Annotated in this window: 12 protein-coding genes; 8 read left to right on the top strand and 4 right to left on the bottom strand. The window is 65.8% G+C overall.

Annotated features, from left to right (window positions below; translation table 11 throughout):
• Positions 1-77 precede the first annotated feature (77 nt).
• Together D0T21_RS18005 and D0T21_RS18010 are read left to right on the top strand one after the other, a co-directional pair.
• Entirely contained in the window at positions 78-1502 is a 1425-nt protein-coding gene (locus D0T21_RS18005; RefSeq protein ID WP_116992157.1) for an SGNH/GDSL hydrolase family protein, read from the top strand.
• A gap of 75 nt (positions 1503-1577) precedes the next feature.
• Positions 1578-2258, top strand: coding sequence for an OmpW family protein (locus D0T21_RS18010; protein ID WP_116992158.1), 681 nt, complete (start codon positions 1578-1580; stop codon positions 2256-2258).
• 67 nt (positions 2259-2325) lie between these two features.
• Here D0T21_RS18010 and D0T21_RS18015 read toward each other — a convergent pair whose 3' ends face one another.
• The gene (locus tag D0T21_RS18015; RefSeq protein WP_116992159.1) at positions 2326-3510 is read right to left on the bottom strand and encodes an acyl-CoA dehydrogenase; all 1185 of its coding nucleotides are present in this window, start codon (positions 3508-3510) and stop codon (positions 2326-2328) included.
• Positions 3511-3605: 95 nt separating this feature from the next.
• Positions 3606-4109 (bottom strand): flavin reductase family protein, encoded by a 504-nt coding sequence (locus D0T21_RS18020; RefSeq protein ID WP_116992160.1) that lies wholly within the window; start codon positions 4107-4109, stop codon positions 3606-3608.
• 109 nt (positions 4110-4218) lie between these two features.
• On the opposite strand from D0T21_RS18020, the gene msrA reads away from it, so the two are divergent.
• The 3 genes from msrA to D0T21_RS18035 are packed head-to-tail and all read left to right on the top strand — an operon-like array spanning position 4219 to position 8116.
• Positions 4219-4770, top strand: a complete 552-nt coding sequence (gene msrA / locus D0T21_RS18025; RefSeq protein ID WP_116992161.1) for a peptide-methionine (S)-S-oxide reductase MsrA — start codon at positions 4219-4221, stop codon at positions 4768-4770.
• Positions 4771-4785: 15 nt separating this feature from the next.
• Positions 4786-5841, top strand: a complete 1056-nt coding sequence (locus D0T21_RS18030) for an HD domain-containing phosphohydrolase (protein ID WP_116992162.1) — start codon at positions 4786-4788, stop codon at positions 5839-5841.
• 7 nt (positions 5842-5848) lie between these two features.
• On the top strand, positions 5849-8116 hold the full coding sequence (locus D0T21_RS18035; RefSeq protein ID WP_116992163.1) for a hybrid sensor histidine kinase/response regulator: 2268 nt from the start codon (positions 5849-5851) through the stop codon (positions 8114-8116).
• Here D0T21_RS18035 and D0T21_RS18040 read toward each other — a convergent pair.
• A complete protein-coding gene (locus D0T21_RS18040) occupies positions 8050-9381 on the bottom strand; it encodes a cyclopropane-fatty-acyl-phospholipid synthase family protein (RefSeq protein WP_229211535.1) in 1332 nt (443 codons plus the stop codon). The genes D0T21_RS18035 and D0T21_RS18040 overlap by 67 nt on opposite strands.
• A 75-nt stretch (positions 9382-9456) precedes the next feature.
• On the bottom strand, positions 9457-10692 hold the full coding sequence (pdxH, locus tag D0T21_RS18045) for a pyridoxamine 5'-phosphate oxidase (protein WP_116992164.1): 1236 nt from the start codon (positions 10690-10692) through the stop codon (positions 9457-9459).
• Between the two features lie 73 nt (positions 10693-10765).
• Between pdxH and tcdA the strand changes: the two genes are divergently transcribed.
• The 3 genes from tcdA (at position 10766) to cysK (ending at position 13181) form a co-directional block, all read left to right on the top strand.
• The gene (tcdA, locus tag D0T21_RS18050) at positions 10766-11608 is read left to right on the top strand and encodes a tRNA cyclic N6-threonylcarbamoyladenosine(37) synthase TcdA (RefSeq protein WP_116992165.1); all 843 of its coding nucleotides are present in this window, start codon (positions 10766-10768) and stop codon (positions 11606-11608) included.
• Positions 11609-11737: 129 nt separating this feature from the next.
• Positions 11738-12208 carry an FKBP-type peptidyl-prolyl cis-trans isomerase gene (locus tag D0T21_RS18055; RefSeq protein WP_116992166.1) on the top strand — a complete coding sequence of 157 codons (471 nt, stop codon included), beginning with the start codon at positions 11738-11740 and terminating at the stop codon, positions 12206-12208.
• 40 nt (positions 12209-12248) lie between these two features.
• The gene (cysK, locus tag D0T21_RS18060) at positions 12249-13181 is read left to right on the top strand and encodes a cysteine synthase A (protein WP_116992167.1); all 933 of its coding nucleotides are present in this window, start codon (positions 12249-12251) and stop codon (positions 13179-13181) included.
• Positions 13182-13186: the final 5 nt, after the last annotated feature.

Here is a 13186-nt window from a genome sequence, read left to right on the forward strand (position 1 = left end):
AGGCTGGCATATTAGTTGGGTTGCGAATAGCACGGCCGTTCGTATCACACTATAAAAAAATTTTTCTAGGAGACAACATGCGTCATACTAAATTTGCACTTGCGGCAATGACCCTGGCCGTTCTTGCGGGTTGCGGCGGAACCGATCCCAAGCCCGGCGACCAAACCATCAAGAACAAGTACAGCAGCCAGGTGTCGTTTGGCGACAGCCTGTCCGACGTCGGCTCCTACGCCGTCGGCGCGGTAGCCCAGCTCAAGGGCGGCAAATTTACGATCAATGGCGACAGCTCCGCCTCCGTCTCCACGCTGACCGGCAAGAACTGGACCGAACTGGTCGCCGCCCAGCTGGGCGTTGCGGCCCCGTGCGCGGCCCTCACCGGCCTCGACGGCGACGCCAGCAAGAATTTCTCGGTAGCGCCAGTGGCCCATGCCAACTGCTACGGCTACGCCCAGGGCGGCGCCCGCGTGACCAACCCTGTCGGTCCGGGCAACAAGCTGACCGGCAGCCCGCTGGGCGCGCTGACCATCCCCGTCACCACCCAGATCGACAACCACCTGAAAGCCGTTGGCGGCAAGTTCAAGGGCGATGAAATGGTGTTCGTCATGGCCGGCGGCAATGACGCGCTGTTCAACCTGTCCAAGCTGAGTGCCGACGCCACCGCGGCCGGCACCGCCGCCGGCGCCAAGGCTGGCGCTGCGGCAGGCGCAGCCGCTTACGTGACCAGCCTGGTAGGCCAGCTGGCCGCCGGCGCCACCACCCCGCAAGCCGCCGCCGCCGCCATCGGCCTGGCAGCGCAAACGGAAGCGGCCCGCAGCGGCAGCACCCAGAACTCCATCACCCAGGTCGCCATCGGCACCGCCGCCGTCCAGCCGGGCAATTCGTCGGTCGCTACGCCAGCCGTCTGGCAGCCGATGGTCGCCAAGGCCACGGCCGACGCCACCGCCGCCGGCACTGCCGCCGGCAACGCCGCCGGCGCCAAGGCCGGGGCCGACTATGCCGCCGCCCACGGTCCGGATCTGGTGGTCGCGATGGCTACCGCCGGCGCCGAACTGGCCGCCCTGGTCAAGACCAAGATCATCGCCAACGGCGCCAACTACGTCACCGTGAACAACCTGCCGGACGTGGCCACCACGCCGTCGGGCCGCGGCCAGCCGGCATCGACCCAGGCCCTGATCAACGCCATGGTGAGCGCCTTCAACGGCGCGCTGACCACCGGCCTGGCATCGGAATCGAAAGTGCTGATCGTCGACGTGTTCTCGGTCAGCCATGACCAGGCCACCAATCCTGGCCCATACGGCCTGACCAACGTGTCCGAGCCTGCCTGCGATCTGACCGCGCCGACCAACCCGCTGGGCAGCTCGCTGACCTGCAACGCCGGCAACGTCAAGGCCGGCGACATCAGCCACTGGTCCTTCGCCGACGACGTCCATCCGACGCCGTTCAACAACCTGCTGCTGGCCCGCTACGTGGCCGAGAAGCTGGTCGTCAAGGGCTGGCTGTAATTCAGTCGTCGCAGGCAGCCGCCGCCTCCGGGCGGGCGGCTGCCGGACTCACAACACAATAAATCAGGAGACGATATGAAGAACACGGTAAAACTGCTGGCGCTGGCCGCCGCACTGACGGTAGCCTCGGCCGCATCGGCGCAACAGACCCAGGGCACCTGGCTGGGCACGCTGGGCATCAACAAGATCACGCCGAAAGTGGATTCGGGCGATGTGTCGGCGCCGGCGCTGCCGGGCACCAAGGCCGACGTCGGCTCGGACACCAAGCCGCGCTTCGCGATCGCCTACATGGTGACCGATAACATCGCAGCCGAGCTGGACCTGGGCCTGCCGTACAAGCACGACCTGGTCGGCGCCGGTTCCATCCAGGGCACGGGCAAGCTGGGCACGTCGGAAGTGCTGCCGCCGACCGCCTTCGTGCAGTACCGCTTCCTGCCGGCCAACTCGATGTTCCGTCCGTATGTGGGCCTGGGCCTCACCTACGCGATGTTCCAGAAAGAGACCGGCTCCGGCCAGCTGACCGCGCTGCTCAACACCGGCGGCCCGGGCACCACCTTCAAGCTGGACGACAAGTGGGCGATGAGCTACCAGATCGGCGGCACCGTGAAGATCAACGAGAAATGGTTTGTCGACGCCACCGTCATCAAGACCAAGCTCAAGACCGTAGTGCACTTCTCGACCGGCCAGACCCAGGACGTGCGCCTGGATCCGCTGGCGGTCAGTGTTAGCGTGGGCTACAACTTCAAAGGCTTCTAAGGCTTCGAAGGCATAAAAAAAACCGCTGGGGCCTTGCAGCCGCAGCGGTTTTTTTACGTCGGTAATATCACTGGAACGCTTGGATACCAGTCTGGGCGCGGCCCAGGATCAGCGCGTGGATGTCGTGCGTACCTTCGTAGGTATTGACCACTTCCAGGTTGACCATGTGGCGGATGATGCCGAACTCGTCCGAGATGCCGTTACCGCCCAGCATATCGCGCGCGACGCGGGCGATGTCCAGCGACTTGCCGCAGGAATTGCGCTTCATCATCGAGGTGATTTCCACCGCCGCCGTGCCGGCGTCCTTCATGCGGCCCAGCTGCAAACAGCCTTGCAGGCCCAGCGTGATCTCGGTCTGCATGTCGGCCAGCTTCTTCTGCACCAGCTGGTTGGCGGCCAGCGGACGGCCGAACTGATGGCGGTCCAGCACGTACTGGCGCGCGGTGTGCCAGCAGTCTTCTGCCGCGCCCAGCGCGCCCCAGGCGATGCCGTAGCGTGCCGAGTTCAGGCAAGTGAACGGACCCTTCAGGCCGCGCACGTCCGGGAATGCGTTCTCTTCCGGGCAGAACACATTGTCCATCACGATCTCGCCGGTCACCGAAGCGCGCAGGCCGAACTTGCCGTGGATCGCAGGGGCGCTCAGGCCGGCCATGCCTTTTTCCAGCACGAAGCCGCGGATCGCGCCTTCATCGTCCTTGGCCCAGACCACGAACACGTCGGCGACCGGCGAGTTGGTGATCCACATCTTGGCGCCGCTCAGCGAGTAGCCGCCCGGCACCTTCTTGGCGCGGGTGATCATCGAGCCCGGATCGGAACCGTGGTTGGGCTCGGTCAGGCCGAAGCAGCCGATCCACTCGCCGGTGGCCAGTTTCGGCAGGTATTTCTGTTTCTGTTCTTCGGTGCCGAACTCGTAGATCGGCACCATCACCAGCGACGACTGCACGCTCATCATCGAACGGTAGCCGGAATCGATGCGCTCGACTTCGCGCGCGATCAGGCCGTAGGCCACGTAGTTCAGGCCGGGACCGCCGTACTGTTCCGGGATGGTCGGGCCCAGCAGGCCCAGCTCGCCCATCTCGCGGAAGATGGTGGTGTCCATCTTCTCGTGGCGGAAGGCGTCCAGGATGCGCGGCGCCAGCTTGTCCTGGCAATACGCGGCGGCGGCGTCGCGCACCATGCGCTCGTCGTCGGTCAGTTGCTGGTCCAGCAGCAGGGGATCATCCCAGTGGAATTGGGCGCGGGCTTGGCTCATAGTGGTCTCTCATTATGAAAATTGGTGAAGGCTGCCCGCATTCTATGCCGCGGCCACCGGAACGGCTTTTCAAATGGCGACACCAATTTCCGTTTTTAGCCCAGGCTGCCGAACTGGCCGCTGTGGAAAATCAGCGGCGGGGAGGGGGAAAACTCGCACAGCTCGACTTCGCCGACGAAAATCACGTGGTCGCCTTCCGGGTAGCGGCTGCGGTTGTGGCATTCGAACCAGGCCGACGCGCCCTTGAGGATGGGCTGGCCGGTGCGCGACAGCTCGTATTCGGTGTTTTCCCACGGATCGATGCCGCGCGTGGCGAACTGCTTGGCCAGGTGCGCCTGGTCGGCCGACAGCACATTGATGACGTAGTGCGAGTTGCCGGTGAAGATGGCCATGCTGTTGGCCGTGGTCGCCAGGCTCCACAGCACCAGCGGCGGGTCCAGCGACACCGAATTGAAGGAACTGGCCGTCAGGCCGCGGAAGCTGCCGTCCGCCAGCCGGGTGGTGATGACGGTGACGCCGGTGGCGAACTGGCCCAGCGCCTGGCGAAAATGGCTGGTATCGAAGGGGCGCTGGTCGGCGCGGGGGGAACGAGTGTGCATGGTGGACCTGTAACTTTTCAGCCATTATGCCAAAGTTTACCGTGCGATAGCGTATTGCCGTGGTTTGCGTTACAGTGAACCCGTGGGCATTCTTCTACGCGAGGGAGTCATGACTAGTCAGTCCGCGCCAGGCACGGCGCTCGAAACGGCCTATCTGGGCGGCGGCTGCTTCTGGTGCACCGAGGCGGTGTTTGCACGCGTCAAAGGCGTTGTCCATGTCGAGTCCGGCTACACGGGCGGCCACCAGCCCGACCCCACCTACGAGCAGATCTGCGCCGGCGACACCGGCCATGCCGAGGTGGTGAAATTGCAATTTGATCCCGCCGTCATCTGTTTTCGCGACCTGCTGGAAATCTTCTTCACCATCCACGACCCGACCACCGTCAACCGCCAGGGCAACGACGTCGGCACCCAGTACCGCTCGGTGATTTTTTACCAGTCGCCGCAGCAGGAAGCCACGGCGCGCCAGGTGATCGCGCAAATGGCCGGGGTCTGGGACGCGCCCATCGTCACCGAACTGTCACCGGCCTCGACCTACTATCCGGCCGAGGCCTATCATCAGGATTACTTCAGCCAGCATCCGCTGCAAAGCTATTGCGCCTTCGTGGTCGCGCCCAAGGTCGCCAAGTTCAAGAGCACCTATGCGCATCGCTTAAAATAAAACAAGGGGACATGCATGAAGGTGGTGTTGGTCGACGATACCCATATCAACCTGGTGCTGATGTCGCGCCTGGTCGATAAACTGAAAGACGTGAGCACGATCAGCTTCCAGTCGGCGCGCGAGGCGCTGGCCTGGTGCAATGCCCATCCCTACGACCTGCTGATCGTCGACTTCATGATGCCGGACCTGAACGGCCTGGAGCTGATCGCCCGGCTGGAAGCGCCGCCCGACCAGCGCCCGCCGGTGCTGATGGTCACCGCCAGCGTCGACGTCGACGTGCGCCACCGCGCGCTGGAAAACGGCGCCAGCGATTTCCTCATCAAGCCGATCGACAAGGTCGAGTTCCTGGCCCGCACCCGCAACATGCTGGCGCTGCGCAGCGCCACGCTGGGCTTGCAGCACCGCGCCACCTGGCTGGCCGAGGAAGTGGCCAAGGCCACCGCCGAGCTGCGCGCGCGCGAGCAGGAAACCATCATGCTGCTGTGCCGCGCCTCCGAATACCGCGACCCCGAAACCGGCGCCCACATCCAGCGCATGGCGCACTACTCGCGGCTGATCGCCGAGCAGCTGGGCCAGTCCGAGGAACAGCAGCAGGACGTGCTGAACGCCGCCCCGATGCACGACATCGGCAAGGTCGGCACGCCCGACCACATCCTGCTCAAGCCCGGCCGTCTGAACCCGGAAGAGATGGTGGTCATGCGTCAGCACGCCGAGATCGGCTACAACATCCTCAAGGATTGCCAGGCGCGCATGCTCAAGCTGGCGGCCGAGATCGCGCTGACCCACCACGAACGCTACGACGGCCAGGGTTATCCGCGCGGCCTGGCCGGCGAGGCCATCCCGCTGGTGGGCCGCATCGTCGCCGTGGCCGACGTGTTCGACGCGCTGACCAGCGTGCGCCCGTACAAGCTGGCCTGGAGCATGGAGGACGCGCGCCAGCACCTGCTGGACAACTGCAATACCCATTTCGATCCGCGCTGCGTGGAGGCATTGCTGCAGCGCTGGGACGACGTGCAGGCCATCCGTGCCCGCTTCCGCGACGAGCCCGGCGCCGCCGCGCTGACGGCCTGACGCGGCCATGGACCAGGACCGCCACGTCGCCCTGATACGGCAAGCGCTGCACAACTCGGACGCCCAGGAACTGGCGCGCCTGCTGGAGCCGCAACTGGCCGCGCTGGCCGAGATGGAGGCGGAAGTGCTCCAGCTGCGCTCGGCCAACGCGCTGTTGCGCAAGGAGAATCGCCAGCAGCGCGGCAACGTCGGCACCTGGCGCGACAAGCGCACCGCGCGCCTGGCCGGCCTGCAGCGCGAGCTGCACGCCGACCTGCAGGTGCAGCTGCGGGCGCCGTCCGAAGACCAGGCCGCCCGCGACCAGCAGGAGCTGACCGAGCAGATCCTCGACCAGCTGCCCATCCCCATCTTCCTCAAGGACCGCGACGGCCGCTTCCTGCGCTTCAACAGCCGCTTCGAGGAATTCACCCAGCGCTCGCGGGCGGAAATCCTCGGCCGCACGGTCGACGAATTCGCCACACCGCGCTGGGCCGCCGCCACCCACGAGGAGGACGAGCTGGCCTGGTCCAGCGGCCGCATGGTCACCACCGAGCGCCGCATGGCCACCTTCGATCCGCCGCTCGACGTGCTGGTCAGCCGCAAGGTCATCAACAGCGGCGGGCTGTCCTACATGCTGGGCTACTTCATCGACATCAGCGAACAGCGCGCCGCCCGCGCCGCCATGCAGCACGCGGTCGAATCGGCCGAGGCGGCCAGCCGCGCCAAGAGCGAATTCCTGGCCAATATGAGCCACGAGATCCGCACGCCGATGAACGGCATCCTCGGCATGACCGAGCTGGTGCTGGAGTCCGACATCGACGCCCACCAGCGCGCCGACCTGGTGCTGGTGAAAGCCTCGGCCGACGCGCTGCTGCACATCGTCGACGACATCCTGGATTTTTCCAAGATCGAAGCGGGCAAGCTCGACATCGAGGAAGTGCCGTTCGACCTGCGCCAGCTGGTCGGCGACACGCTGCGCGCCATGAGCCTGCGGGCGCGCCAGAAAGGGCTGGCGCTGGCGGCCGAGATTCCGCCGGAACTGCCGCGCATCATGAAGGGCGATCCGGGCCGCCTGCGCCAGGTGCTGCTCAACCTGGTCGGCAACGCCATCAAGTTCACCGGCGAGGGCGGCGTGACGGTGCAACTGTCGATCGCCGCCGAGCACGACGACCGCAGCGAGATCGTGTTCGCCGTGCGCGACACCGGCATCGGCGTGCCGCCGGAAAAGCAGCACATGATCTTCGAAGCCTTCGCCCAGGTCGACGGCTCGACCACGCGCGAGTACGGCGGCACCGGCCTCGGGCTGGCGATCTGCCGCCGGCTGGTGATCCTGATGCAGGGCCGCATCGACGTCCACAGCGCGCCGGGGCGGGGCAGTGTGTTCAGTTTTACCGTGCCCTTGCTGCATACCGGCGTGGCGCAGGCCGCGCCCTTGCCGCCGCTGGCCGTGCTGGCGCCGGGACAAAACCTGAACCGCAGCGCCCACGACAACGGCTTGCTGGTCGGCGAAGGCGATCTTCCGCCAGCCGCGCCTGCGCCTGCATCCGCCCGCGGCGGCCTGCGCGTGCTGCTGGCCGAGGACAACCCGGTCAACCAGCGGCTGGCGATGCGGTTGCTGGAAAAGCTGGGCCACCGCGTCACGCTGGTCGACAGCGGCCTGGCCGTGCTGGAGCGCGCCGGCCAGGGCGGCTACGACCTGATCCTGATGGACGTGCAGATGCCGGGCCTGGACGGCCTGGCCGCCACCCGCCAGATCCGCCTGCGCGAATCGGCGCATGGCGGCCACGTGCCGATCATCGCGATGACCGCGCGCGCCATGAGCGGCGACCGCGAGCGCTGCCTGGACGCCGGCATGGACGACTACCTGGCCAAGCCGGTCGACAGCCAGCAACTGCGCGAGATGCTGCTGCGCTACCAGCCGGACAGCGGCCAGCAACTGCTGGACTGGCGCGGCGCCTTGCAAAGGCTGGATGGCGACGCCGAACTGCTGCTGGAACTGGCCGCGCTGTTCCTGCACGACGGCCCGCAGCTGTGGCAGGACCTGTGCGCGGCGCTGGCCTCGGGCGACATGCAGCGCAGCACGCGCGCGGTGCACAGCCTGAAGGGCGTGTTGGTCAACTTCGGCGCGGCGCGCGCGGTGGCGCTGGCAGAGCAGCTGTCGGCCGCGCTGCACGCCGGCCAGCCATGGCAGCTGGCGTCCGGCCGGCTGGAGCCGGCCTTGCAGCAAGTCTACGTGGCGCTGAAGGACTTGATCGCCGGCGGCATCGACGCCATGTCCACGCCGCCATCCTCCTGAAGCACGGTGAACGCCGGCAGGCCGTCGTCGGTCAGCGCATAGTGCGCGCCGACGGTGACCGGCTGTGGATACATATGCCGGCGCGACCACGGCAGCGCCGCGCTGCGCTGGCCCGCCTTGCGGCCGACGATCTGGTACAGGCTGATCCAGTCCTGCTCGAACGCATAGCTGCACCCGGCCAGGTAGACGTGCCAGATGCGATAGCGCTTGTCGCCCGCCAGCGCCTGCACGCGTTCCGTGTTGGCCTCGAAATTGTCGGTCCAGATGGCGCAGGTGCGGGCGTAGTGGCGGCGCAGGTTTTCCACGTCGGACACTTCCAGCTTGCCCTGCTGCATAGTCTTCAGCACATGGCCGATGTGCGCCAGCTCGCCTTGCGGGAACACGTATTTGTCGATGAAGGCTCCGCCGCCGTAGGGCGTCTCGCCGTTGTCCGGATCGGTGGTGGTGATGCCGTGGTTCATCACCACGCCGTCCGGCGCCAGCAGCTTGTGGATGGCGGCGAAGTACTCGGGCAAATGCTTGACGCCCACATGCTCGAACATGCCGACGCTGGTGATGCGGTCGAACTGGCCGCGCACGTCGCGGTAATCCTGCAGGCGGATCTCGACCAGCTGCTCCAGCCCGGCGCGCCGCACGCGCTCCTTGGCCAGCTCGTACTGGTTTTCCGACAGCGTGATGCCGATGCAGCGCGCCTTGTACTGCTGCGCCGCGCGTATCACCAGCGCGCCCCAGCCGCAGCCGATGTCGAGCAGCGTCTGGTTGGGCCGGAGCTCGATCTTGCGCAGGATGTGGTCGATCTTCTTGGCCTGGGCGCTGGCCAGGTCCTCGTCGCCGTCCTCGAAGTAGGCGCAGGAATACACCATGGCCGGATCGAGGAACTGCTGGTAGAACTCGTTGGATACATCGTAGTGGTAGCGGATCGCCTCGGCATCCTGCTGCTTGCTGTGGCCCATGCTGCGCACGATGCGGGCGAACTTTCCCTCGGCCTTGAGCGTGGTGCGCGCCAGCGCGTTGACGATGGCGATCATGTCGTGCGCGCGGCCCTTGACCTCGATCGCGCCCTCGACATAGGCCGCGCCCAGGTTGGACAGCGACGGCGTCAGCAGGTAGCGCGCCGCCGACACATTGGGCAGGCGTATCGTCACGCGCGGCGCCTCGCTGGAAAAGTCGACCTGCTGGCCGTTCCACAATTCGATGCGCAGCGGCAGCGCGATTTGCTGGCGGATGCCGGCGATCCAGCTACTGAGACGGTTTTGTACGAACACAGTCACACCTCCGAGTCCAGAAATAAAAAGACCACCGCAAGCGATGGTCTGGTGTTCTGCGACGAGGCGGTCTGCTTACGGCTGCAGGCGCTCCTTCACCCAGCTTCCATCTGCCTGTTTCACATACACGATCCGGTCATGGAAGCGCGAACGGCGTCCCTGCCAGAACTCGATGCGCACCGGCTCGAGGCGATAGCCGCCCCAGTTTTCCGGCCGCACCGGATGCTCGCCGCCGACTGCCGCGGCCGCATCGTAATTGGCTTCCATCTGTTCCCGGCTGGCGATGCGCGCGCTTTGCTGCGAGGCGATCGCCGCGATCTGGCTCTTCACCGGCCGGCTGTAAAAGTATTTGTCGCTTTCGTCGGCGGAGGTCTTGACGACCTTGCCTTCTATCCGTACCTGGCGTTCCAACTCGCTCCAAAAGAATAGCAGCGCGGCGTGCGGGTTGTCGCCCAGTTGGCGGCCCTTCTGGCTGCCGTAGTTGGTGTACCAGGTGAAGCCGCGCGCGTCGTACTGCTTGATCAGCACGATGCGCGAACTGGGCTTGCCTTCCGCGTCCACCGTGGCCACGCTCATCGCGTTCGGTTCATTGACCTTGGCGCGCATGGCTTCTTCAAACCACTTGCCGAACTGGGCGATCGGATCGTCCAGCACGTCCTGCTCCGTCAAACTGGCGCGGCCGTAATCGAGGCGCAGGTCGGCCAGTACCACGCCGTCGGCCACCGCATCGGCCACCACCACCTGCTGCTGCTCCGGCACCTGGCTTTGCGGCAGGTCGGGCGTGATGCCGCGCCGTACCTGCATCGCGCTGCCCAACTGCGCCATCTGCTCGGGGCTGAACAAACGCTTGGCCATCGGCGCGATATTGGTTTCCTCGGTGACCATGTGGGCGGCGTAGCTGTCGCAGAAGCGCTGCACCTGCTCGGCCGACAGGGCGCTACCTTGTCCGTTGGCAATTTGTTCAAGTTGCGAATTAATTATATGCCAGTCTTTATCCATCTGCTGGTGGTCGGCCAGAATGCCGGGCACCAGTTCGGCCAGCAGCGCGGCGTCGGCGTCGCGCGCGGTCGCCTGCAGCATCGGCACCAGGTTTTGTTCCTCGTCGTCGTGGTGCAGCGGCGCCGCCTTGTTGAAATATTTCTGCACCGCCTGGGCGGCTTTCTGCGCCTCGGCGTCGGCGCCGTGCTTGGGCAGGTGGGCCAGCAGTTTTTGCAGGGTCTCCAGCTGCTTGCGTATGCGGTCGTGGCAATGTTTCAAGACTGCTATCGGCTGGCTGAAGTCGGGGGCGGTGTCGTGCAGGGAAATGCTCATGGGAGGACGCTCTGGCTGGGTGGGAAAGTCATTCTAAAATAATTTTCGCGGCGGCGTCCGTTAAAATGTCGGCATGAACTCCATAACACCTACTCAATTCGACGATGTCGACTTCGAACGCCGCTTCGGCGGCATCGCCCGCCTCTATGGCGAACGCGCGCTGGCGCGCTTCCGCACCGCCCACGTGTGCGTGGTCGGCACCGGCGGCGTCGGCTCCTGGATCGTCGAGGCGCTGGCCCGCAGCGCCATCGGCCAGCTGACCCTGATTGATCTGGACAACGTCGCCGAGTCCAATATCAACCGCCAGATCCAGGCCCTGGGCAGCACCGTCGGCCAGGCCAAGATCACCGCGCTGGCCGAGCGCATCGCCGACATCAACCCGTTCTGCGTGGTCAACCAGATCGAGGAGTTCGTCACGCCGGACAACCTGGAGCAGATGCTGGGCGCCGGCAACTACGATTTCGTGGTCGACGCCATCGACGACGTCAAGGCCAAGGCCGCGATGATCGCCTGGTGCCGCCAGCACACTATGCCGATGATACTGATCGGCAGCGCCGGCGGCCAGACCGACCCGACCCAGATCGCCGTGCGCGACCTGGCCCGAACCGAGCAGGAGCCGCTGCTGAAGAAGGTGCGCAAGGTGCTGCGCAGCCAGTACGGCTACCCGCGCGGCGAAAAGACCAAGTTCCACGTCGACGCCGTGTTCTCGATGGAGCCGCTGAAGTTCCCGGAGTCGGGCGAAGTGTGCGCGGTGGACGGCGACGAGCGCGCCGCCGGCGTCACCGGCCTCAATTGCGCCGGCTTCGGTTCGGCCATGGTGGTCACCGCCACCTTCGGCATGGTGGCCGCCAGCCAAGTGTTGCGCAAGCTGGCCGACAGCGCGCAACCTGCGGTAGCGCCGGTCGAAACGATTTAGATTGATTTAGATTTTATGCAGCTGGCGATGCGGGTTTGCTATCATGGTGCGCGCTGGCACGGGGACCGTGCTATCCACAGACCACATCGAAAGAATAAAACCATGACGCGTAGTTCCGTATTAGTAGCAATGCTGTGCGCGCTGGCGGCCTCCGTGGCCCAGGCGCAGACCCCGACCGCGCCGGTCGCTCCAGCCGATGTGCCGCCGCCGCCACCGATGGTGGTGGGTTCGGCCACGCCCGGCCCGGCCGCCGAGCAGCTGATCGTCACCGACACCAAGCTTGGCACCGGCAAGGAAGCGACCACCGGCGCCACCGTCTACATGCACTACTCGGGCTGGCTGTATCGTCCGCTGGCCAAGGCCATGCACGGCAAGCTGTTCGATTCGTCGATTCCGCGCGGCGAGCCGCTGGACTTCGTGCTGGGCGCCGGCCGCGTCATCAAGGGCTGGGACCAGGGCATCCAGGGCATGAAAGTGGGCGGCAAACGCACGCTGATTATTCCGTCGGAACTGGCTTACGGCTCACGGCCGACGCCGGGTAGCGGCATTCCGCCGAATTCCGCGCTGATCTTCGATGTCGAGCTGGTGGACGTAAAATAAAGGCGTAGACTGGAACCTCCGTCCCATTCGGAGGTTCCTGATGAAGATAGCCAACGACGTAACCGAACTGATAGGCCGCACCCCGCTGGTGCGGCTGAACCGGCTGGCCAAGGGCAGCACCGCCCAAGTACTGGCCAAGCTGGAATACTGCAACCCGGCCCATAGCGTGAAAGACCGCATCGGCCTGTCCATGATCGAAGCGGCCGAAGCGGCCGGCCAGATCCGTCCCGACACCATCATCCTCGAACCGACCAGCGGCAACACCGGCATCGCGCTGGCGATGGTGTGCGCCGCGCGCGGCTACCGCTGCACGCTGGTCATGCCGGACACCATGAGCCGCGAGCGCCGCATGCTGCTGCGCGCCTACGGCGCCGAGCTGGTGCTCACGCCCGGCGCCGAGGGCATGCTGGGCGCGATCCGCACCGCCGAGGAACTGGCCGAACGCGATCCGCGTTACCTGATGCCGCAGCAGTTCAACAATCCCGCCAATCCCGATGTGCACCGCCGCACCACGGCCGAAGAAATCTGGGCCGACACCGACGGCCGCGTCGACATCCTGGTGGCCGGCGTCGGCACCGGCGGCACGATTACCGGCGTGGGTGAGGTGATCAAGGCGCGCAAGCCGGAGTTCCGCTGCATCGCGGTGGAGCCGGAAGCCTCGCCGATGCTGGCCAAGGGCACCAAGGGGCCGCACCCGATCCAGGGCATAGGCGCGGGCTTCGTGCCGGCCGTGCTCAATACCAAGGTGTACGACGAGATCATCGGCGTGAAGAACGACGATGCGTTCGCGACCGCGCGGCTGGCAGCCAGCCAGGAGGGGCTGCTGGTGGGGATTTCCTCCGGCGCCGCGCTGTGGGCGGCGCTGCAGGTGGCGCGGCGGCCGGAGAATGCGGACAAGATCATCGTGACGATCATCCCGTCCTTTGGCGAGCGCTATCTGAGCACGGCGCTGTACGCCAATCTGGCGGACTAAACTGC

The sequence above is a fragment of the Duganella sp. BJB476 genome (assembly GCF_003416895.1).
GTDB lineage: Bacteria > Pseudomonadota > Gammaproteobacteria > Burkholderiales > Burkholderiaceae_D > Rugamonas.

Excerpts from the sequence above, each read along its gene's own strand:
- D0T21_RS18010 (WP_116992158.1), top strand. The coding sequence starts at position 1,578 with ATGAAGAACACGGTAAAACTGCTGGCGCTGGCCGCCGCACTGACGGTA.
- D0T21_RS18015 (WP_116992159.1), bottom strand. The coding sequence starts at position 3,510 with ATGAGCCAAGCCCGCGCCCAATTCCACTGGGATGATCCCCTGCTGCTG.
- msrA (WP_116992161.1), top strand. The coding sequence starts at position 4,219 with ATGACTAGTCAGTCCGCGCCAGGCACGGCGCTCGAAACGGCCTATCTG.
- D0T21_RS18030 (WP_116992162.1), top strand. The coding sequence starts at position 4,786 with ATGAAGGTGGTGTTGGTCGACGATACCCATATCAACCTGGTGCTGATG.
- D0T21_RS18055 (WP_116992166.1), top strand. The coding sequence starts at position 11,738 with ATGCTGTGCGCGCTGGCGGCCTCCGTGGCCCAGGCGCAGACCCCGACC.
- pdxH (WP_116992164.1), bottom strand. The coding sequence starts at position 10,692 with ATGAGCATTTCCCTGCACGACACCGCCCCCGACTTCAGCCAGCCGATA.
- D0T21_RS18035 (WP_116992163.1), top strand. The coding sequence starts at position 5,849 with ATGGACCAGGACCGCCACGTCGCCCTGATACGGCAAGCGCTGCACAAC.
- cysK (WP_116992167.1), top strand. The coding sequence starts at position 12,249 with ATGAAGATAGCCAACGACGTAACCGAACTGATAGGCCGCACCCCGCTG.
- tcdA (WP_116992165.1), top strand. The coding sequence starts at position 10,766 with ATGAACTCCATAACACCTACTCAATTCGACGATGTCGACTTCGAACGC.
- D0T21_RS18005 (WP_116992157.1), top strand. The coding sequence starts at position 78 with ATGCGTCATACTAAATTTGCACTTGCGGCAATGACCCTGGCCGTTCTT.
- D0T21_RS18020 (WP_116992160.1), bottom strand. The coding sequence starts at position 4,109 with ATGCACACTCGTTCCCCCCGCGCCGACCAGCGCCCCTTCGATACCAGC.